Here is a 20,827-nt window from a genome sequence, read left to right on the forward strand (position 1 = left end):
ATGCAGCATCTACTCAATCTCCTGGCCGCCATTGCCCTGCTGGTGTGGGGCATCCAGATGGTGCGTACCGGCATCCTGCGGGTCTTCGGCGCGAACCTGCGCCAACTGATTTCCCGAGGCGTCAGCACGCGGCTGACGGCCCTGCTCTCCGGCGTGGGGGTGACGGCCATCGTGCAATCAAGTACCGCCACGGCGCTGATCGTCTCGGCCTTCGTCGGGCAGGGGATGATTTCGCTGACTTCGGCCCTGATCGTCATGTTGGGGGCGGACGTCGGCTCCAGCCTGATGGCGGTGGTGTTCTCGCTGGACCTGTCCTGGCTCTCGCCGCTGTGCATTTTCACCGGCGTGGTGCTGTACGTCGCCCGCCAGGACACCAAGGTGGGCCGTATCGGCCGCGTGCTGATCGGCCTGGGGCTGATGCTGCTGGCCCTGCGCCTGATTACCGAGGCCACGCTGGTGCTGACCCAGTCCGAGACGGTGCGCACCCTGCTGCTGGCCGTCACCAGCGACATCACGCTGGAGATCATCACCGGTGCGGTGCTGGCCATCATTTCCTATTCCAGCCTGGCTACCGTGCTGCTGGTGTCGGCCCTGGCCGGCTCCGGCGGCATTCCGGGCGACGTGGCCCTGGGACTGGTGCTGGGCGCCAATCTGGGCAGCGGCATGCTGGCGCTGCTGACCACGCTCAAATCCAGCGTGCAGGTGCGCCAGGTGCCGCTGGGCAACCTGCTGTTCAAGGTGGTCGGCGTGGCCGCCATGATCGGGCTGATCCAGCCCTGGCTGACCTACATCGCCCCCCTGGTGCCCAATATCGGCGCACAGGTGGTGCTGTTCCACCTGCTGTTCAACCTGGTGGTGGCCCTGCTGTGCGTGCAGTTCACCGGGCACTTTGCCCGGCTGGTGGAAAAAATCCTGCCCACCGAGGTGGCTGCGCCCTCGTCCACCCGCCCGCACCACCTGGACGGCTCGGCGCTGGCCACGCCATCGCTGGCGATTTCCTGCGCCGCCCGCGAGGCGCTGCACCAGGCCGACATCGTCGAGACCATGCTCGGCGGCCTGAAAAAAGTCTGGGAAGACAACGACGCCGAGCTGGCCCGGCACCTGCGCACCCTGGACGATCAGGTGGACGACCTGTATTCGGCCATCAAGTACTACATGACCAAAATCTCCCGCGCCGAGCTGGACGAGCGCGAGGGCCAGCGCTGGACGGAAGTCATCAACTTCACCATCAACATGGAGCAGGTGGGCGATCTGGTCGAGCGCATCCTGCAGGAAGTGGAAGACAAAAAGATCAAGAAGGGCCGCGACTTCTCCAGCGCCGGGCTGGAGGAAATCAACCGCATGCACGCCCATCTGGTGGCCAACCTGCGGCTGGCGATGAGCGTCTTTCTCAGCGGCAACGTGCGCGACGCGCAGCGCCTGCTGGAAGAAAAGGCACGTTTCCGCGATCTGGAGCTGGCCTACTCGGCCAGCCACCTCAACCGCCTGTCCGACGGCAAGGTCAAGAGCATCGAAACCAGCGCCCTGCACATCGACATGATCAGCGACCTGAAACGCATCAACTCCCTGCTCTGCTCCCTGGCCTACCCGGTGCTGGAAGCCGCCGGGGCCATCGCCCCGCGCCTGCGCGACCTGCACTGATGTTCTTGGATACCCCTGCCATCTTCCCGCGCCGGCTGCCGCGCCACTGGCGGCACAGGCATTAGCATCGCCCGATGACCGCACCTTTGAACCTGGGCACGGCCGCCCTGCTGACCGCCGCCCCCCTGCTGTGGGCCGGCAACGCCATCGTGGGCCGCCTGGTACACGACCTGATTTCACCCTTCGCGCTGAACTTCGTGCGCTGGACCCTGGCCGTGCTGCTGTTGCTGCCCATCGCCTGGCGCGTGCTGGCCAAGGGCAGTCCGCTGTGGCAGCACTGGCGTGCCTATGCCGTGCTGGGTTTCCTGGGCATTGCCTGCTACAACAGCCTGCTGTACCTGTCGCTGAAAACCTCCAGTCCGCTCAACGTCACCCTGGTCAGCGCCAGCATGCCGATCTGGATGATGGGCCTGGGGCGCCTGTTCTGGGGCACCAGCATCAGTGGCCGCCAGATCGTCGGGGCACTGCTGTCGATTGCCGGGGTGGTGCTGGTGCTTACGCGCGGCGATATCGACGTGCTGCGCCACCTGCGGCTGGTGCCCGGCGACCTGTTCATGCTGCTGGCGACGCTGCTGTGGTCGCTCTACACCTGGCTGCTCACCAAAGCGCCCGGCCCGCAGGAATTCAAAAGCGACTGGGCCGCCTTCCTGCTGGCCCAGCTGGTGTTCGGCGTGCTGTGGTCGGGACTGTTGACCGGGGCAGAAATCGGCCTGGGCGGCTTTCACCTGACCCCGGGCTGGCCGCTGGCCGCTGCCCTGCTGTTCATCGCCATCGGCCCGGCCATCCTGGCCTACCGCTGCTGGGGCGCCGGGGTGCGGCGTTCCAACCCCACGGTGGCGGGCTTTTTTGCCAACCTGATTCCGCTGTTCACCGCCATTCTGTCGGTGCTGGTGCTGGGACAGGCGCCCCAGCTGTACCACGCCGGTGCCTTCGTGCTGATCGTGGGCGGCATCTGGGTGGCGTCCCGCCGCTGATGCCGGCGGCATGACCGGACTGCACCGCGATGTCACAGCCCACCCTGCTCGTTGCCGACGACCACCCGCTGTTTCGCGCTGCGATGCTGCATGTGCTGCGCGAGCGCTTCACGCAATACGCCACGCTGGAGGCCGCCAGCGCCGCTGCCGTCAGCAGCACGCTGCAAGCGCACCCGCAGGTCGAGCTGGTGCTGCTGGACCTGACCATGCCCGGCGTGCGGGGCTTTTCCACCTTACTGCATGTGCGGGGCGAGTACCCGCACATTCCCGTGGCCATCATCTCTTCCAACGACCATCCCCGCGTCATCCGCCGCGCCCAGCAGTTCGGGGCGGCGGGCTTCATCCCCAAATCCGCCTCCGGGCAGGACATTGCCGACGCCGTGGCGGCCGTGCTGGACGGCGGCAGTTGGTTTCCGCCGATGGCCGCCGAGCGCTCGCAGGCCGATGCCGACCTGGCCGCCCGGCTGGCCCAGCTCACGCCCCAGCAGTTTCGCGTGCTGCTGTGCCTGGCCGACGGGCTGCTCAACAAGCAGATCGCCCATGAGCTGGGGCTGGCCGAGAACACCGTCAAGGTGCATGTGACGGCCATCCTGAAAAAACTCGGCTGCTATACCCGCACGCAGGCCGCCGTGCTGGTCAAAAGCCTGGAAAACGACCAGGAAGCATGAGTCCCCCACGCTGACGGAATGTCAGCGTCCATCGCCTTCCCCCAGCCGCAGCAGGGTCTGGCTCATCAAAGCACGCAAGGCCGGCGGACGCACGGGTTTGGCCAGAAACCCCCAGCCGCGCTCGGCAGCCTGGCGGCGCAAGGCGGCATCGTGCTCGGCAGTGACCAGAATGACGGACGGCGCCTGCCCCCATTGGGCCGCGAGCTGGGCATAGAAGTCGGGGCCGTACAGGCCGCCGCCCAGATGCACGTCCAGCAGCACCAGGTGCGGCACCGCCTGGGGGTGGGCCAGCGCCAGGGCCAACGCCTCCTGCGGGCCAGCGGCGCACGGCACGGCGCAGCCCCAGCGCTCCAACAGGGCGCGGGTGGCGGCGCAGGTTTGGTGGTCGTCGTCGATATACCAGACCACGCGGCCTTGCAGGGGCGCATCCTCCTGGCCCGTCGGAACCCCGCTGGGGGCCGCCGGCGGCAAGGCCCGGGCATCGCCCAGCGGCACCTGCACCCAGAAGACGCTGCCCCGCCCCGGCGTGGAGCGCAGGCCGATCGGATGGCCCAGCAGCTTGCCCAGGCGCTCGACGATCGCCAGCCCCAGGCCGGTGCCCCGGTCGTCGGCATGGCCCTCGTCCAGGCGGCGAAATTCCTCGAAGATTTCGCGCTGCAAGCTGACGGGAATGCCCGGCCCCTGGTCATGCACCTCGATGCGCACCTGCCGGCCCACGCGGCGGCAGCCCACCACGATGCGACCGGTGCGGGTGTAGCGGATGGCGTTGGAAACAAAGTTCTGCACGATGCGGCGCAGCAGCGCCTCGTCGCTGCGCACCACCAGGGCGCAGGCATGGGTGCGCAATTGCAGCCCTTCGCTGTCGGCCAGCAGGCAAAAATTGTTATGCACCACCTGCAGCAAGGCATCGAGGGCAAAGTCACGCACATGCACTTCCAGCTGGCCCGATTCCATGCGTGCAATGTCCAGCAGGCTGGTCAGGATGGCGTCCTGCGAGGCCAGGGCGGACTCGATGCTCTCGGCCACACGGCGGCCCGCTTCGTCCTGCACGTGGTTGGGCAGCAGGCTGGTGAACATGCGGGCGGCGTTCAAGGGTTGCAGCAGGTCATGCACGGCGGCATTCACAAAGCGGGTTTTGTAGCGGTTGGCCCGCTCGGCCTGCTGGCGGGCCGCTTCCAGCACGCGGCTGGTGCGCTGGCGCTGGCGGGCGAACAGCACCAGCAGGATGCCCGCCAGCCACAGGCCCGCCGTCGCTGCGGCGGCCCAGCGGCTGGTGGCGGCGCTGGCCCGGGTGTCGTGCAGCAAGTGCATCTGCCAGCCGGTGCCGGGCACGGCCATGCTGTGCAGCAGCATCTGCCGGGGCAGTTGCGCATCTTCCACGGTGACGAGGCGGCCACCGTCGGCCAGGCGCTGGCGCTCGCGCCAGACCAGGGGTGCCAGGATCTGCCCCTGGTACTGGCGCGTGGCGGCCAGTTCGGCCTGGGCCTGCGGCGTCAGCGGACGCAGCAAACGGTAGCGCCATGCCGCGTGGCTGGACAGGAAGATGATGCCCAGGCCGTCGGACACGGCCATCACGTCGCTGGCGCTGGCATCGGGCCATTCATGCTCCAGCGCGTGCAGCTCGATCTTGATGGCGATCAGGCCAATGACCGCCCCGGCATCGTCGTCAATGGCCTGCGAGAGAAAGTACCCCGGCTGGCCGGTCGTGGTGCCGATGCCGTAAAAGCGCCCGCTGCCCGCTGCCAGCGCCTGCTGCACGTAGGGGCGGTAGCCATAGTCCTGCCCCACGTTGCTGCGCGGCTGCTGCCAGTTGCTGGCGGCAATGGCCATGCCCCGCCGGTCGATCAGCGTCAGGGTGGACGACTGGCTGGCCCCGTTCACCCGCTCCAGCTTGCGGTTGAGTGCCTGCACCTCCTGCGGGCCCAGGGGACGCTGCAGCGCCTGGCGCAGCTCCATATCCAGCGCAAGCACCTCGGGCAGGGTGCGATAGCGGTCCACGCGCTGCACCAGCGCCTGGGCGCGTGCCGCCAGCTGGCGCTGGAACAGCATGCTTTCGCTGCGCAGGGCGTGCTGCCACGTCAGCCAGCCCACGGCCAGCATGCTCGACAACATGCCGCCGACAAGCAGGGCGGTGATCCAGAGTGAACGGCGATGCAGGCGGGCAGGCATGGCTCCGAGTGTGCCCCGATCGCAGGGCGCGTCCAAGCGCCGACCGTCGCATGGACGCGCCATCTAATACCAATGGGTTATCGGCATCCTCGCCTGCGACGGGTACAACCAGCCATCCGCACCTGCGTGGTGCCAACCGTTGCCCGTGGAAGATTCCGTATGCATCCGATTCATGCCGAGACCATTGCCCAGCTCAAACTCCCGTTCTACCGCCAGCTGTACTTCCAGGTGGTGTTTGCCATCGTGGCCGGTATCCTGCTGGGCTACTTCGAACCGGCCTACGGCGAAGCCATGAAGCCGTTTGGCGATGCCTTCATCAAGCTGATCAAGATGATCATCGCGCCGGTGATCTTTCTGACCATCGTCACCGGCATTGCAGGCATGACGCAGTTGAGCGCCGTGGGCCGGGTTTTCGGCAAGGCCATGGCCTACTTTCTGACCTTCTCCACCCTGGCGCTGGTCGTGGGCCTGATCGTGGCCAACGTGGTGCAGCCGGGCGCGGGCATGAACATCAACCCCGCCGACCTCGACCAAACCGCCGTGAAAGGCTACGTGGCCAAGACCCACGACATGACGCTGACCAACTTCCTGATGGACGTCATCCCCAAGACGCTGATCAGCCCCTTCGTGGGCGACAACATCCTGCAGGTGCTGCTGGTGGCCGTGCTGTTCGGCATCTCGCTGGCCATGACGGGCGAAGCGGGCAAGCCGGTGCTGCACTTCTTCGAGACGCTGACCAAACCCGTGTTCAAGCTGGTCAGCATCATCATGAAGGCCGCGCCCATCGGCGCCTTCGGGGCCATGGCCTACACCATCGGCAAGTTCGGCCTGGGTTCGCTGCTGAATCTGGCCGAGTTGGTGCTGGCCTTCTACCTGACCTCGCTCCTGTTCGTGGTGGTGGTGCTGGGCACGGTGGCACGCGCCTGCGGCTTCTCGGTGTTCAAGCTGATCCGCTACCTGAAGGAAGAGCTGCTGCTGGTGCTGGGCACCTCCTCGTCCGAATCGGCCCTGCCCTCGCTGATGGAAAAGATGGAAAAGGCCGGCTGCAAGAAGTCCATCGTCGGTCTGGTCGTGCCCACGGGCTATTCCTTCAACCTGGACGGCACCAACATCTACATGACGCTGGCGGCGCTGTTCATCGCCCAGGCGACGAACATCGACCTGTCCCTGGGCCACCAGATCATGCTGCTGCTGGTGGCCATGCTCTCGTCCAAGGGGGCCGCCGGTGTCTCGGGCGCAGGCTTCATCACCCTGGCGGCCACGCTGGCCGTGGTGCCTGAAGTGCCCGTGGCCGGGATGGCGCTGATTCTGGGCGTGGACCGTTTCATGAGCGAATGCCGCTCCCTGACCAACTTCATCGGCAACGCCGTGGCCACCGTGGTCGTCTCGCGCTGGGAAAAGGGCGTGGACATGGACCGCCTGCGTACCGCGCTGGACGGCACGCCCACGGCTGCGCCCGCTCCTGCCGCACCCGCCACGGCCCTCCCCGCTGCCGCCAGCACTGCTACCGTGGCCCGGACGGAGGTATCCCTGTCGGCCTGAGCGCCCAGCTTCCCGGGGCACCCGGAGCCTGCCCCCCGGAATCCTCAAAAAGTGCCGGGGTACAGCCCGCCATCGGGCAGGATGTTCTGCCCGTTCACATACCCGGCCTGCTGACTGCACAGAAAAGCGCAGATCGCCCCGAACTCTGCGGGCGTACCAAAGCGCCCGGCGGGCACCTGGGCCTGCTGGCTGGCCCGCACCTGTTCGGGCGTCTGCCCGGTTCTGGCTGCCGTGCTGACAAAAGTGGCCTGCAGGCGGTCGGTATCGAACTTGCCCGGCAGCAGGTTGTTCATGGTGACGCCCCGGGCCGCCAGGTCGGAGCGGGCCAGCCCGGCGATGAACCCGGTCAAGCCGCTGCGGGCGCCGTTGGACAGGCCCAGGATGTCGATCGGCGCTTTCACCGCGCTGGAGGTGATGTTCACGATGCGGCCAAAGCCCCGGGCCGCCATGCCGTCGACCACCGCCCGGATCAATTCAATCGGGGTGAGCATGTTGGCATCCAGCGCCTTGATCCACTCCTGGCGCTGCCAGTCGCGGAAATCGCCGGGCGGCGGGCCGCCAGCGTTATTGACCAGAATATCGAAATCCACCCCCGGGCCACCGGCTGCACTCAGTACCGCCGCACGGCCTGCCGCAGTGGTGATGTCGCAGGCCACGGCGATGACTGCCGGCGCTGTCTGCCCGCTGGCCCTGGCCCGGTCTGCGGCAGTTGCTCTTAAATTTTCCGCCGCTTGCTGCAGAGGGCCTTCGGTGCGGGCATTGATGACCACGTTCACGCCCTCGGCCACCAGCGCCTGGGCACAGCCCAAACCCAGCCCCCTGCTGGCAGCGCAGACCAGCGCCCATTTACCGGCAATGCCTAAATCCATGGTTTTTCTCCTTCACGAAAAGAGGGATTGTCTCTGCCAAGAACCTGTTCACGGTCTCCGCGCCATGCGGGTAAAGACGTAGATACCGCCCATCACCAGCACGGTGCCGCCCAGCATCCAGGCGTTGACGTCCTCGTCCAGCAGCCACAGCGCCAGGACGATGGTCGAAAGCGGCCCGATCATGCCCGCCTGCGCAGCCGTGCTGGCGCCGATGCGCTCCACCGCCAGCATCACCATCACCACCGGAGCGGCGGTACACAAGGTGGCGTTGAGGACGGAAAGCCACAGCACCGGCGCGGGCACCAGCGCCGCCGACAGCGGGCGCATCAGCGCAAACTGCGCCAGACACAGCACGCAGGCCACGCTGGTGGCCAGCCCGACCAGCCGCAGTGCCCCCAGGCGCTGCACCAGCTGGTGACTGTAGACCAGATAAACGGCGTAGCTGATGGCGCTGCCCAACACCAGCAACGCCCCCAGGATGGCGTGTTCGCCCTGGGCGCCGACCTCGTGGCCGAACACCAGCAGCACGCCGCCGTAACTGAGCGCCATGCCCAAAAGCTGCCCGCGCGTGACGCCCCGGCGGTAGAACACCCAGCCCAGCAGCACCACCAAAGTGGGGTTGAGGTACAGAATCAGCCGCTCCAGCGCGGCGGTGATGTACGCCAGCCCGGCAAAGTCCAGAAAGCTCGCCAGGTAGTAGCCGCAAAACCCCAGGCCCAGAATGCCCCACCCGTCCTGGCGCGTCAGCGGCCTTTGTCCCCGCCCGGCCCACCAGCCCATGAGCAGGAAAATCGGCAGGGAAAACAACATGCGGTACATCAGCAGGGTGACGGCATCCACCCCGTAGCGGTAGGCCAGCTTGACGATGATGGCCTTGCCGCTGAACCCCACCGCGCCCAAGGCAGCCAGGGTCAGGCCCACCGCTACTTTTTTCTGAGCTGCTTGCGCTGGCACAGATTCATTTATAGACAACTTAAAACCTCAAACCAAGTGCTGTCAGGCGGTAGCAGCTCTTCTTTTTATCAATGCTTGGCGCCAAACAGCTTGTGGTGCAGCCGCCGCAGCGACCACCAGACCCCGAAGGCCACGACCGGAATCGCCAGCGCCGCGGTGCTTTCCGCCGACAGCGGCCAGCCCAGGCCGTGCGCCCCTTTGGCCAGATAGCTGATCAGGCCGGTGATGTAGTAAGTGATGGCCGCCACCGACAGCCCCTCCACCGTCGATTGCAGTTTCAGCTGCATGGCCTGGCGCTCGTTCATGCTGCCCAGCAGTTGCTGGCTGCTTTGCTGCTGCTCGATCTCCACGCGGGTGCGCAGCAGGTTGCTCACGCGCGAGACGCGCTCGGACAGGGCGTTCTGCCGCCGCGCCGCCCATTCGCAGGTGCTGCGGGCCGGGGCCAGGCGCCGGGCCATGAACTCCTGAAAACTCAGAAAGCCGGACAGGCGCTCCTCCTGCAAATCCAGGATGCGCTTTTCCACCAGTTCGAAATACGCCCGGCTGGCCGAAAAGCGGGCATGGCTGGCGGCGTACTCGCTTTCCACCTGCCCGGCCAGGCGCGTCAGGCGGTCGAGCAGCGCCGGTTCGGAGCGGCGATCAGCCTGGCGGATGGCCTGGGCCAGCTCGGCCAGCTCCTGCTCGGCATGGCCCAACACGGCCACGGCGTGCCGGGCGGCAGGCATCCCCAGCAGCGCCATCATGCGGTAGGTCTCGATCTCCAGCAGGCGCTGCACCAGCCGTCCCAGGCGCGGGGCCGAAATCTCCGGCCCCGGCTGCACCAACATGCGCGAGCAGCCGTCGGCGTGGATGGCGAAGTCGGTACACACCTGCGTCTGCCCCCGATGCACCAGGGAACCGGCCAGCGTGTCCGCATTCAGCAACTGCGCCACCACCTGTTCCATGCCGCCGCTGCCGCACTGCGCCGACTGCACCAGCCAGATGTGGATGCAGCCCAGGCACTGCCCCGGTAGCGCGGCCAGCCAGGCCTGGGGCACTTCCTCGGCCGCCGTGGGCGGGGTGCGCGTATCCAGCAGCGTATCGGCCGACAGGGCTACCTGGAAGGTCCAGCTGACAAACTCGGTGTGCAGCTCCCAGCGCACGCGCAGGCCGCCCAGGTCGACGCGCACGTGGGTCGTACTCTCATCGGGCACGCTGCGGTGGTGGTCGCGCAGCAGGGCGGCCAGATGCTGGCGGCTGGCCTCGCGCTGGGCGCTGTCGCAGACCATGACCATGTGGGTCAGCACCGCAGGCGCCTGCACCGACTCCGGCGGGCGGGCGTGGATTTCGTTATGCAGCAAAGCACGTTGCGGGTGCTGGGCAGGCTGGGGCACAACTGGCATGGTGGGGAAGACGAGTGAAACCGGCTATTGTGCCGTTATTGCCCACGCTCCAGCCCGCCCTGGCTGACGTCTTCGACGACGGGACGCAACACTTTCAACCATTTCGTCGCCGGAAGCTGGTATTGCGCCTGCACGGCCTGCGCCCGGCTTTGCAGTTGCAGCACGTCGCGCGGCTGCGCCACGCGCAGGGCCAGGACGATGGTGTTGCCCTCGCGCGTGGGCTTGAACGCCCAGACGTTGTCCGGCCCGAAGGCCGCGCAAATCTTCTCCAGACTGGCGGCGTAGCTGCTGCGCCGGCCAAACAGGTTCACCGTCATGCAGCCTTCCGGGGCCAGCATGGCGCGGCAGTCGGCATAGAAGTCCGGGCTGTCCAGCACCGGGGCCGCCGCATCGTGGTCGTACAGATCGACCTGCAGCGCATGAACGGCCCCCTGCCAGTGCGGACGACGGATTTCCTCGGCCGCATCGGCCTGCAATACCTGCAAGCTGGCACTGTCCGGCGGCAATTTGAACCAGCCCCGGCAGGCGGCGATCACCTGGGGATTGATCTCGATGGCCGTCGTGCGCATCCCCAGCACCTTGTGGTGAAACTTGGTCAGCGCCGCCGCGCCCAGGCCCAACTGCACGGCGTGCAGCGCGGTCAAATCCTCGTCGGCGGGCGTGAACAGCAGCCAGGCCATCATGCGCTGGACATATTCCAGATCGAGCATGAACGGGTCTTTCAGGCGCATCGAACCTTGCACCCAGGGCGTGCCCAGGTGCAGATAACGGGCGATTTCGCCCTCCGAGATACTGACCGTGGGCAGCTCTGCCGCTGCCTTGCTTTTTTTGCGAGTGACCACAACAACGCCTCAAACGACAACGGGGCCGATCGGCCCCGCAGAACAAGATAGGAAAGGACAGGAGTTTACGGTGCCCGCTGCGGGCCGCCCGCATGGGCCAGGCTGGCATTGCGCAGGAACTCGGCCGGCACCTGCAAGCCCGGGCGGTTGGCGTATTGCTCGTGCAAGGCCAGCAGGGCATCCAGATTCGGGTCGCGCAGCATCACGGTCTTGCCATCGTCGGCCGCCACCGCCACGACGGCCGGGGCCGCCGGCATCGCGTTGTGCGCCAGTTGTGCCCCGCTGATAGGCACCGCCTGCAAAGCCATGACCTGCCAGCCCACGGCCGCCACCGCCGCAATCGAGGCAAAGCCTGCCGCCAGCTTCCAGCGAAACACCGACGCATTGGCCGCCTGATCCCGCACCGCAGCGGGCGCCTGCACCTGCTCCAACACGCCGGGCGCCAGCTGCAAAGCGGTTTCCTGGGTGCTTTGCAGCGGCGGCTCCTGCGCCAGTTTGGCCCGCAGCCCGGTCAGCACATCGCGCTGGCTGTGGTGCGCCAGATCGGGCGAGCGCAGCACATCGCCCACCAAATGGTAGAGCTGCCAATTGCGCTGCCCCTGGGCATCCTCGGCCACGGCCAAAGCCTGTTCCAGCTCAGTCCCTGTCAACTCGCCATCGACCAGAGCCGAAAGCAATTCCTGCGTATTTACTACATCGTCCTTCATGGTTCTACCTGCTGTTTGCGGACAGCCCGCATCCCCGTGTTACCACCGCTTGCCCGTTTGGCGCTCCAGCAGCGGCTTGACCCGCGCTGAAATCGCCTCCCGTGCCCGAAAAATACGCGAGCGCACCGTGCCGATGGGACAGCCCATGGCCTGGGCAATCTCGTCGTAGCTCAACCCTTCGATCTCGCGCAGCGTCACCGCCTGGCGCAATTCTTCGGGCAAAGCATCCATCGCCGCCTGCACGGCAGCCGCAATTTCCTGCGCTGCCAGCACCGTCTCGGGCGTCTCGTCCGTGCTTGGTTCGTGGCGGTTGCGAAAAGTTTCCTCGTCGTCCTGCACCGGTGCCAGGGCACTTTCGGTCAGCACCGGGTCGCGGCGCATGTCCATGAGGAATTTCTTGGCCGTATTCACCGCAATGCGGTACAGCCAAGTGTAGAACTGCGCCTCGCCGCGAAACTGCGGCAGCGCCCGGTAGGCGCGTAAAAACGTCTCCTGGGCAATGTCCTGCACCAGATCGTGGTCGCGCACCATGCGGGCCACCAGGCGCTCGATGCGGCGCTGGTATTTCAGCACCAGCAGCTCATACGCCCGCTGATCGCCCGCCACCGTGCGCTGCACCAGTTGCAGATCGCTGTCGTTGGAAGAAAGGGGCAAGGGGGCTACCGTCATGAACGCCAAAGCGAAAAAGAAGAAAGGCCGGTCACGGCACCGCCTGCGGCGGCGTGACCAAAGCGCTGGAATATACCGCACGCCGCGCCGCATCCCAGCCTCCAGGGTTGGCACTGCGCTGCAACCAGAAAAAATAGCGCTTTGCGCCCACCGTGCCATGCAATCCAAGTACAAACTGCATGTCAAACACCACCTGGAGGGCGGTAAGTGCTACGAAATTCTTTTCATTGGCCGTTTCACCCGACCGCAGCCGGGGCTGCCAAAGCCAGCCCTGCCCATCCCAGCGCAAGACCCCGGTCGGCAAACGCTGCCACGCCCGGACAGCCCACAGTACCGCCGCCAGCCACACCCCGGCCACCGCCCCGCGCAGCCACCAGGCCGCGCTGCTGAAGCCCCACCAGTACGACAGCGCCAGCAGCCCCGCGATGGCAACGGCAGCAGCGCCTGCGCCCAGCAGCGGCCCGGGGGCAACGCACATCTGCACCGGTGGCGGGCTATGGTGGCGCAGCGTCATGAATGCAAAACCCGCTTCAGCCGTTGCCAAGCCGAAGCGGGTTGAAACCGGTCACTGCCAGCACAGCCGTCAATATCAGATGCGCTTGAAGACCAGCGAGCCGTTGGTACCGCCAAAACCGAAGTTGTTCTTCAGCGCGACATCGATCCTGGCATCGCGGGCGGTATTGGCGCAGTAGTCCAGATCGCACTCGGGATCCTGGTTGAACAGGTTGATCGTCGGTGGGATCTTCTGCGTGTGCAGCGCCATCACGGTGAAAACGCTTTCGATGCCGCCAGCGCCACCGAGCAGGTGGCCGGTCATCGACTTGGTGGAGCTGACCACGGTTTTGTACGCCGCATCGCCCAGCGCCGCCTTGATGGCATTGGTTTCGTTCTTGTCGCCCAGCGGGGTGGAGGTGCCGTGGGCGTTCAGGTAACCGATCTGGTCGGGATTGATCCCCGCGTTGCGCATGGCGTTGAGCATGGCGCGGCGCGGGCCGTCCATGTTCGGCGCGGTCATGTGACCCGCATCGGCGCTCATGCCATAGCCGCTCAATTCGGCATAGATTTTTGCCCCACGGGCCTTGGCGTGTTCGTACTCTTCCAGCACCAGCACGCCGGCGCCCTCGCCCAGCACAAAGCCGTCGCGGTCCTTGTCCCAGGGGCGGGAGGCGGTTTTCGGGTCGTCGTTGCGCGTGGACAGCGCCCGCATGGCGGCAAAGCCGCCCACGCCCAGGGGCGAAACGGTGGCTTCCGCACCGCCAGCGACGACGATGTCGGCATCGCCGTATTCGATCATGCGCCCGGCTTCGCCGATGCAGTGCAGGCCGGTCGTACAGGCCGTGACCACCGACAGGTTCGGCCCTTTGAAACCAAAGCGCATGGACACATGCCCGGCCACCATGTTGATGATGGAGGCAGGCACGAAAAATGGGGTAATGCGGCGCGGGCCGCGGTTGGACAGCTCGATCTGGGTGTTCTCGATCAGCGGCAGGCCGCCAATCCCCGACCCCACCACGCAGCCGATGCGGGTGGCCAGATCGTCGGACAAGGCCTCGCCCGTAGGCAGGCCGGCATCCTTGACTGCCTGATCTGCTGCAGCGATACCGTAATGAATAAAGGTGTCCATGGAACGCGCGTCCTTGGCGCTCATGTACTCCTCGACGTCAAAGCCTTTGACCTCACCGGCAATCTTGCAGGAGAAGGCCTCCGCATCGAACTTGGTAATACGGTCAATACCGGACTGACCGGCCAAGAGATTGGCCCAGGCGCTCGCCACCGTGTTGCCCACGGGACTGATGCAACCCAGGCCGGTCACGACAACGCGACGACGGCTCATGCGTTCAACCTTTACTTATCGCTGTAGCAGGCCCCAGCGGGGACTCAGGCCTTGTGATGGGTGTTGGCGTAGTCGATGGCGTTTTGCACCGTCGTGATTTTTTCAGCGTCTTCATCGGGGATTTCGATGCCGAATTCATCTTCCAGGGCCATCACCAGTTCCACCGTGTCCAGCGAGTCGGCACCCAGGTCGGCCACGAAGGCTTTTTCGTTGGTGACTTGAGACTCTTCAACGCCGAGTTGCTCAGCAATGATTTTTTTGACACGTGCTTCAATATCGCTCATGGTTTCCCTCAGGGGTTGTGTAAATGAACCCGCGATTCTAGCCGCATCGGCAGGAAATCCTGCAAACGGCTTGCCGTCGCGAGGAAACGGCATAACTTCGTGCAAAAAGCGGCAATTACATGTACATGCCGCCATTGACGGCTAATTCCTGGCCGGTGATGTATCCAGCCTGCGCAGAGGCCAGAAACGCCACGGCATGGGCAATGTCGCCGGGTTCGCCCAGCTTGCCCAGCGGAATTTGCGCAGCCAGCGCCTTTTTCTGCTCTTCGGGCAGAACAGCCGTCATATCTGTAGCAATAAAACCAGGCGCCACACAATTTACGGTGATGTTGCGGCTGCCCAGCTCGCGTGCCAGGGCACGGCTCATGCCGGCCACACCGGCCTTGGCGGCAGCGTAATTGGCCTGCCCGGGATTGCCCATGCTGCCGACCACGCTGGTGACGCTGATGATGCGGCCAAAACGCTGCTTCATCATCGGGCGAATAGCCGCACGGCTCAGTCGGAATACGGCTTTCAGATTCGTGTCCAGCACGGCATCCCAGTCCTCATCCTTCATGCGCATGGTGATCTGGTCTTTGGTAATGCCGGCGTTGTTCACCAGCACATGCAAACCGCCATCGTTTTTCACGATGCCATCAATCAGCGCATCGACACTGGCCGCATCGTTCACGTCCAGTTTGACGCCGCGCCCGCCCTGATCGATCAGGGCAGCGCTGATGCGCTGGGCACCCTCGTCCGTGGTGGCCGTGCCGATCACGGTATAGCCCCGGCCGGCCAGCTCCCGGGCAATGGCGGCGCCAATCCCCCGGGTCGCCCCGGTGACCAGGGCAATGGAACGGTTGTTGTCTGTCATGCCAATAACTCCTTCACTTCAGCAAGCGTTGCCGGATCGTACAAAGCCGCGCCCACCAGCTCGGCATCAATGCGCTTGACCATGCCGGCCAGCACCTTGCCCGGGCCGCATTCGACCACATGGGTGATGCCCCGCGCCTTCATGGCCTGGATGCTTTCCACCCAGCGCACCGGGCCAAAGGCCTGGCGGTACAGCGCATCGGCAATGGCCGCACCGTCCTGCACCACGGCCACGTCGATATTGTTGATGACGTCGATGTGCGGGACGGAAAAAGTCACCTGCGTCAGGGCTGCCTGCAATTTTTCTGCCGCCGGACGCATCAGGCTGGAATGGAATGGGGCCGACACCGGCAGCGGCAGGGCACGCTTCGCCCCGGCGGCTTTCATGGCGGCACCAGCGGCTTCCACTGCGGCTTTGGAACCGGCGATCACGGTCTGCCCCGGGTCGTTGAAATTCACGGCTTCGACCACTTCGGCACCACCGAGGTCTGCCGTGACTTGGGCGCAGACGGCCTTGACCTTGTCGGCCTCCAGCCCCAGCACGGCGGCCATGGCGCCCGTGCCCACCGGCACGGCCTCCTGCATGGCCGCAGCACGCAGGCGCACCAGGGGAATCGCCTGGGACAGCGTCAACACCCCGGCCGCCACCAGGGCAGAGTATTCGCCCAGGGAGTGCCCCGCCACGGCATCGGGCAAGGCGCCACCTTCGGCCTGCCATACGCGCCAGGCGGCGACACCGGCCAACAGCATCACCGGCTGGGTGTTGGTGGTCAGGGCCAGGGCCTCTTTCGGGCCGCTGGCAATCAAGGCACCAAGATCTTCGCCCAGGGCGTCGGAAGCTTCCTGCACAGCCTGGCGCACTGCCGGGTGCGTGCCCCAGGCATCCAGCATCCCTACGGCCTGCGAACCCTGGCCGGGAAATACAAAAGCAAACTTTTTCATGGTCTTTTATTTTTTCAGAAAAATCAGGGGGAACGCTTGCCAGCAAAGCGCTGACAGCTACATTTTTACAAAAACCGCACCCCAGGTGAAACCACCGCCGACGCCTTCGAGCAGAACATTCTGGCCGGGATGGATCTGGCCGGAACGCACCCCATGGTCCAGTGCCAGGGGAATCGACGCTGCCGAGGTATTGCCATGGTCATGCACGGTGACGATGACTTTTTCCATCGGCAGTTTGAGCTTACGGGCCGTACTCTGCATGATGCGGATGTTTGCCTGGTGGGGAATGAGCCAGTCGATCGCGCTTTCATCGACCCCGGCCTTGGTCAAGGTGGTGCGGGCGGCTTTTTCCAGCACGCCGACAGCCATCTTGAAAACGGCCTGCCCATCCATGACCAGCAGCGGCGAACCCAGCACCTGACCACCGTTGACATGACCGGGAACGCACAGAATGTCGGTATGACGCCCATCGGCGTGCAGGTCGCTGGCAAGAATGCCGGGCGTCTCGGAGGCCTGCAGCACCACCGCCCCGGCGCCATCGCCAAAGAGCACGCAGGTGGTGCGGTCGTCGAAATTCAGAATCCGGCTGAACACCTCGGCCCCGACGACCAGGGCGCAGCGGGCATTGCCGGCGCGGATCATGGCATCGGCCACGGTCAGGGCGTAGACGAAACCGCTGCACACCGCCTGCACGTCGAACACCGGGCAGCCGTTGGTGATGCCCAGCTTGCGCTGCAGGATGGCGGCGGTGGAGGGAAAAACCATGTCCGGGGTGGACGTGGCGACGATGATGAGGTCGATTTCCTGCGCCTGCACGCCCGCCGCCGCCAGGGCCTGCTGACAGGCCGGCAAGGCCAGATCGCTGCTGGCGACGCCGGGATCGGCAAAGTGGCGGGCATGAATGCCGGTGCGCTCGACAATCCATTCATCCGAGGTTGCCACACCGCGCCGGGCCAGATCGGCCGCGAGTTCATGGTTGGTGATACGGCGTGGCGGCAGATAGCTGCCCGTGCCGGTGATGCGTGCAAAACGAGGAACAGATGTCATGGCAAGACTTAAGCGGCAATCGCCGAGGTGGTGGCAGCCGCCAGAAGCGGTGCTGCGGCAACGATACGCCCCCGGACTTTGTCCAGGAGCTGGTTGCGAGCCGCATCATACGCACGATTGAGGGCGTGTTCATAGGCCTGGGCATCGGCCGAACCGTGGCTCTTGAACACCAGGCCGCGCAGGCCGAGCAGCGCTGCACCGTTGTAGCGCCGGTGATCCATACGGGACATCAAGGCTTTTAACACCGGATAGGCAACGATGGCGGCAATTTTCGTAAAGATGGTGCGTTTGAACTCCTGCTTCAGCCCGCCGACGATCATCGCCGCCACGCCTTCGCTGGCCTTGAGCGCCACGTTGCCGACAAAACCGTCGCACACCACGATATCGACAGTGCCCTTGTAGATATCGTTGCCTTCGACGTTGCCGTAAAAATTCAGCGCCCCGGCCTGTCCGGCAGAACGCAGCAGCTCCCCGGTGCGCTTGATGACTTCATTGCCCTTGATGGCTTCCTCGCCGATATTGAGCAGGCCGACACGGGGTTCCTGCCCGCCCGGTTGCAGGGCCGACACCAGCGCTGCGCCCATGACGGCAAATTGCAGCAGGTGTTCGGGCTGACAGTCCACATTCGCCCCCAGGTCAAGCACCGTGGTAGCGCCGCCTTTTTCATGCGGCATCTGCGTGGCAATGGCGGGACGGTCGATGCCGTCCAGGGTTTTCAGCAGATAGCGGGCAATGGCCATCAAAGCGCCTGTATTCCCGGCAGATACCGCCACATCGGCCTTGCCATCCTTCACCTGCTGGATGGCAACACGCATGGAAGAATCTTTTTTCTTGCGCAGCGCCACTTCGATCGCATCGTCCATGGCGACCACCTCGCTGGCGGCGACCACACTGGCGCGGGGATGGGCAATCCAGGCGCCGAAAGCCTCGGGCTTGCCCACCAGCAGCAAGTGGACATCGGCATGGGTGGCCAGAAATTTCCGGCAGGCCTCCAGGGTAACGCTCGGGCCATGGTCGCCCCCCATGCAATCGACGGCTAAAGTGATCATCGGTAACTCTTTGTTCTGTTTCTGCCAACCGCCCAAAGGCAAAAGCCCGCGCTACAGGGTAGCTGCGGGCTTTGCTTCGGCAGCCAATGCTGGATTTAAGCTTCGGCTTTGTTTTTCAGCACTTGGCGGCCACGGTACACGCCGTTGGGGCTGATGTGGTGGCGCAGATGCACTTCACCGGTGGTGGCTTCCACAGCGGTACCCGGGGTGGTCAGTGCATTGTGCGAGCGGTGCATACCGCGCTTGGAAGGGGACTTTTTGTTTTGTTGAACAGCCATGATGGCTCCTGGGTCTTAAGGGGTTGGTAAAAACGCGATCAGCCCATTAAAGACACGAGGGGTTTCGCGCGAAGCCTTAGATTATAGCCCAAACTCAATCCTTGTCGCCTGGAGCATCCGGGGATTGGCGCAACTGCGCCAGCACGGCAAAGGGATTGGGGCGTTCCTGAACCTCCTGCGCCGAGGTGACTGCATCGTTCAAGACCAGCGGCCGGGGGCACTGTTCATGCCGGGGCACCAGGGGCAGCTCCATGAGCAGCTCGTCCTCGATCAAGGCGTGCAGGTCAAAGTCGCGGCTGATGACCAGCAGGTCTTCTTCGCTTTCCTCGTCCTGCACTTCGGCCGTGGCTTCATCCTTGACGAAGCGAAATGCCCGCTGCACATCCAGCGGCACTTCCACCGGCTGCAGGCAGCGCTGACAGGTCAGCGTCACCGTGGCCTGCACCCCCAGATCAAGCCAGGGCTGGCCCGCCCCGCCGGTTTGCGCGTGCCACTGCCCCTGGGCCTGCCAGGCCACCGGCTGCGCAGCCGGATCGCCTTGCAGCTCTTCGGCCAGACGGGGAAACGCCGCTGCCGAGGTCTGTTGCGTCAGAGACTCCTGCCCGCGGGCAAAGGCGGCGATATCGATGTGCTGGGCGTTGAATGCTTTGGGTTCTTTCGACATAGGGCGGCAGTGTAAGAGAATCCGCCCATGCCTGATGTCTCCCCCCCCTCCCCCTCTCTGGTTCGCCCGATCATTCTGGGTTCCACCTCGCGCTACCGGCGTGAATTACTGCAACGCCTGCGCCTGCCCTTTACCGCCGCCGCGCCCCTGATCGATGAAACGCCCCTGCCGGGCGAAACCCCACCGCAGCTGGCCGAGCGCCTGGCGCTGGCCAAGGCCCGGGCCGTGGCGGCGGTGTACCCCGATGCCATCGTCATCGGCTCCGACCAGGTGTGCGACCTGGACGGCCATGCCCTGGGCAAACCGGGCACGCACGCCCGGGCCGTGGCGCAATTGCAGGCCATGCGGGGCCGCAGCGTGGTCTTTCACACGGCGATTGCCGTGGTGTGCCAGCACGACGGCTTCTGCCAAAGCCATACCAGCCGCGTGACGGTGCAGTTCCGCACCCTGAGCGATGCCGAGATCGAGCGCTATCTGCACATCGACCAGCCGTACGACTGCGCGGGCAGCGCCAAAAGCGAAAGCCTGGGCATCAGCCTGCTGGAAGCCATCCACAGCGACGACCCGACGGCGCTGATCGGCCTGCCGCTGATTGCCACCGCCCGCCTGCTGCGCGAGGCCGGGGTGCCGCTGCCGTGACTGCGCCGCACACTATCCCTCTGACTATGGGGCGGCTGTTCCTGGTGCCCGCGCCCCTGGACTTCGGCTGCGCCAGCCAGACGCCGCTGGATGCGGTGCTGCCTGCGGCCACCTTGGAGCAGGCGGCGCGGCTGACCCATTGGGTCTGCGAGAACGCGAAAAGCTGCCGCGCCTACCTGAAACGCATCGACGCCCTGGCCCCGCTGGCCGCGCCCCTGCAGGCGCAGGACATTCGGGAGCTGCCGCGCCACGTGCATAAAAAAGGCGACCACGCAGGCGGCGGTGCGGCCCCGGCCTGGGATGCCCGGGCACTGCTGGACCCCCTGCTGAATGGCCACGACATGGGGCTGGTCAGCGAGGCCGGGATGCCCGCCGTGGCCGACCCGGGCAGCTCGGTGGTGCGTGCGGCGCACGACCTGGGGGCCACGGTGGTGCCGCTGGTCGGGCCGGTTTCGCTGCTGCTGACGCTGGCGGCCAGCGGCCTGAACGGCCAGAGTTTTGCCTTTCACGGCTACCTGCCGCAAGACGGTGCCGAGCGCTGCCAGCACATCCGCCAGTGGGAAAGCGTCAGCCTGAAGACCGGCCAGGCGCACATCTTCATCGAAACCCCGTACCGCAACCCGGCCCTGTGGCAGGCCTTGCTGGCCACGCTGCAACCGGGCACCCGGCTGGCCGTGGCCAGCGGCCTGACCCTGGCCGATGCCGCCATCCAGTCGCGCAGCGTGGCCGACTGGCGTCGCCAGACCTGGCAGCCGGACAAGCACGTTCCGACCGTGTTTGCCTTTGGCCAATAAAAAAGGAGCTATTTCCGCTGATTCAAC

Annotated in this window: 22 protein-coding genes; 6 read left to right on the plus strand and 16 right to left on the minus strand. The window is 65.5% G+C overall.

From position 1 onward, the window contains the following. From ACFO3A_RS11085 to ACFO3A_RS11095, 3 genes are all read left to right on the plus strand, one after another. Window positions 1-1,641 carry a Na/Pi cotransporter family protein gene (locus ACFO3A_RS11085; RefSeq protein WP_377726334.1) on the plus strand — a complete coding sequence of 547 codons (1,641 nt, stop codon included), beginning with the start codon at window positions 1-3 and terminating at the stop codon, window positions 1,639-1,641. Between the two features lie 74 nt (window positions 1,642-1,715). Then, window positions 1,716-2,615: a DMT family transporter gene (locus tag ACFO3A_RS11090; RefSeq protein WP_377726336.1), complete on the plus strand. Its 900-nt coding sequence runs from the start codon at window positions 1,716-1,718 to the stop codon at window positions 2,613-2,615. A gap of 29 nt (window positions 2,616-2,644) precedes the next feature. After that, window positions 2,645-3,283, plus strand: a complete 639-nt coding sequence (locus ACFO3A_RS11095) for a response regulator (protein WP_377726337.1) — start codon at window positions 2,645-2,647, stop codon at window positions 3,281-3,283. A 21-nt stretch (window positions 3,284-3,304) separates the two neighbouring features. Here the strand turns inward: ACFO3A_RS11095 and ACFO3A_RS11100 are convergent, their stop codons facing one another. Continuing rightward, complete coding sequence (locus tag ACFO3A_RS11100; protein WP_377726339.1) at window positions 3,305-5,452, minus strand: ATP-binding protein; 2,148 nt, start codon at window positions 5,450-5,452, stop codon at window positions 3,305-3,307. 159 nt (window positions 5,453-5,611) lie between these two features. Between ACFO3A_RS11100 and ACFO3A_RS11105 the strand changes: the two genes are divergently transcribed. Then, window positions 5,612-6,994, plus strand: coding sequence for a dicarboxylate/amino acid:cation symporter (locus ACFO3A_RS11105; protein ID WP_377726340.1), 1,383 nt, complete (start codon window positions 5,612-5,614; stop codon window positions 6,992-6,994). Window positions 6,995-7,038: 44 nt separating this feature from the next. Here ACFO3A_RS11105 and ACFO3A_RS11110 read toward each other — a convergent pair whose 3' ends face one another. From ACFO3A_RS11110 to ACFO3A_RS11180, 15 genes are all read right to left on the minus strand, one after another. Beyond that, a complete protein-coding gene (locus tag ACFO3A_RS11110) occupies window positions 7,039-7,863 on the minus strand; it encodes an SDR family oxidoreductase (RefSeq protein WP_377726341.1) in 825 nt (274 codons plus the stop codon). 48 nt (window positions 7,864-7,911) lie between these two features. After that, window positions 7,912-8,817, minus strand: coding sequence for a DMT family transporter (locus tag ACFO3A_RS11115; RefSeq protein ID WP_377726343.1), 906 nt, complete (start codon window positions 8,815-8,817; stop codon window positions 7,912-7,914). A 68-nt stretch (window positions 8,818-8,885) separates the two neighbouring features. Continuing rightward, entirely contained in the window at window positions 8,886-10,199 is a 1,314-nt protein-coding gene (locus tag ACFO3A_RS11120) for a DUF3422 family protein (RefSeq protein WP_377726344.1), read from the minus strand. A 35-nt stretch (window positions 10,200-10,234) separates the two neighbouring features. Continuing rightward, a complete protein-coding gene (locus ACFO3A_RS11125) occupies window positions 10,235-11,041 on the minus strand; it encodes a class I SAM-dependent methyltransferase (RefSeq protein WP_377726345.1) in 807 nt (268 codons plus the stop codon). Window positions 11,042-11,106: 65 nt separating this feature from the next. Continuing rightward, complete coding sequence (locus ACFO3A_RS11130; RefSeq protein WP_377726347.1) at window positions 11,107-11,748, minus strand: sigma-E factor negative regulatory protein; 642 nt, start codon at window positions 11,746-11,748, stop codon at window positions 11,107-11,109. A 39-nt stretch (window positions 11,749-11,787) separates the two neighbouring features. Beyond that, window positions 11,788-12,417 carry an RNA polymerase sigma factor RpoE gene (gene rpoE, locus ACFO3A_RS11135; protein ID WP_377726349.1) on the minus strand — a complete coding sequence of 210 codons (630 nt, stop codon included), beginning with the start codon at window positions 12,415-12,417 and terminating at the stop codon, window positions 11,788-11,790. 31 nt (window positions 12,418-12,448) lie between these two features. Further along, window positions 12,449-12,931 carry a hypothetical protein gene (locus ACFO3A_RS11140; protein ID WP_377726350.1) on the minus strand — a complete coding sequence of 161 codons (483 nt, stop codon included), beginning with the start codon at window positions 12,929-12,931 and terminating at the stop codon, window positions 12,449-12,451. Between the two features lie 75 nt (window positions 12,932-13,006). Further along, window positions 13,007-14,251, minus strand: coding sequence for a beta-ketoacyl-ACP synthase II (fabF, locus tag ACFO3A_RS11145; protein WP_377726351.1), 1,245 nt, complete (start codon window positions 14,249-14,251; stop codon window positions 13,007-13,009). Between the two features lie 44 nt (window positions 14,252-14,295). Beyond that, entirely contained in the window at window positions 14,296-14,535 is a 240-nt protein-coding gene (acpP, locus tag ACFO3A_RS11150) for an acyl carrier protein (protein WP_019575021.1), read from the minus strand. A 115-nt stretch (window positions 14,536-14,650) separates the two neighbouring features. Further along, window positions 14,651-15,388, minus strand: coding sequence for a 3-oxoacyl-ACP reductase FabG (fabG, locus tag ACFO3A_RS11155; protein ID WP_377726353.1), 738 nt, complete (start codon window positions 15,386-15,388; stop codon window positions 14,651-14,653). Next, a complete protein-coding gene (gene fabD / locus ACFO3A_RS11160; protein WP_377726354.1) occupies window positions 15,385-16,329 on the minus strand; it encodes an ACP S-malonyltransferase in 945 nt (314 codons plus the stop codon). Before fabD ends, fabG begins: the two co-directional genes overlap by 4 nt. Before the next feature lie 57 nt (window positions 16,330-16,386). Next, window positions 16,387-17,376 carry a beta-ketoacyl-ACP synthase III gene (locus ACFO3A_RS11165; protein WP_377726356.1) on the minus strand — a complete coding sequence of 330 codons (990 nt, stop codon included), beginning with the start codon at window positions 17,374-17,376 and terminating at the stop codon, window positions 16,387-16,389. A gap of 8 nt (window positions 17,377-17,384) precedes the next feature. Continuing rightward, window positions 17,385-18,425, minus strand: coding sequence for a phosphate acyltransferase PlsX (gene plsX / locus ACFO3A_RS11170; RefSeq protein ID WP_377726357.1), 1,041 nt, complete (start codon window positions 18,423-18,425; stop codon window positions 17,385-17,387). Window positions 18,426-18,520: 95 nt separating this feature from the next. After that, window positions 18,521-18,703 carry a 50S ribosomal protein L32 gene (rpmF, locus tag ACFO3A_RS11175; protein ID WP_207573806.1) on the minus strand — a complete coding sequence of 61 codons (183 nt, stop codon included), beginning with the start codon at window positions 18,701-18,703 and terminating at the stop codon, window positions 18,521-18,523. 94 nt (window positions 18,704-18,797) lie between these two features. Beyond that, window positions 18,798-19,367, minus strand: a complete 570-nt coding sequence (locus ACFO3A_RS11180) for a YceD family protein (protein WP_377726359.1) — start codon at window positions 19,365-19,367, stop codon at window positions 18,798-18,800. A 27-nt stretch (window positions 19,368-19,394) separates the two neighbouring features. On the opposite strand from ACFO3A_RS11180, the gene ACFO3A_RS11185 reads away from it, so the two are divergent. Beyond that, complete coding sequence (locus tag ACFO3A_RS11185) at window positions 19,395-20,006, plus strand: Maf family nucleotide pyrophosphatase (protein WP_377726360.1); 612 nt, start codon at window positions 19,395-19,397, stop codon at window positions 20,004-20,006. A gap of 26 nt (window positions 20,007-20,032) precedes the next feature. Continuing rightward, the gene (locus ACFO3A_RS11190; RefSeq protein ID WP_377726503.1) at window positions 20,033-20,800 is read left to right on the plus strand and encodes an SAM-dependent methyltransferase; all 768 of its coding nucleotides are present in this window, start codon (window positions 20,033-20,035) and stop codon (window positions 20,798-20,800) included. The last annotated feature ends 27 nt before the right edge of the window (window positions 20,801-20,827 follow it).

The sequence above is a fragment of the Comamonas nitrativorans genome, from assembly GCF_042654765.1.
Taxonomy (GTDB): domain Bacteria; phylum Pseudomonadota; class Gammaproteobacteria; order Burkholderiales; family Burkholderiaceae_C; genus Comamonas; species Comamonas nitrativorans.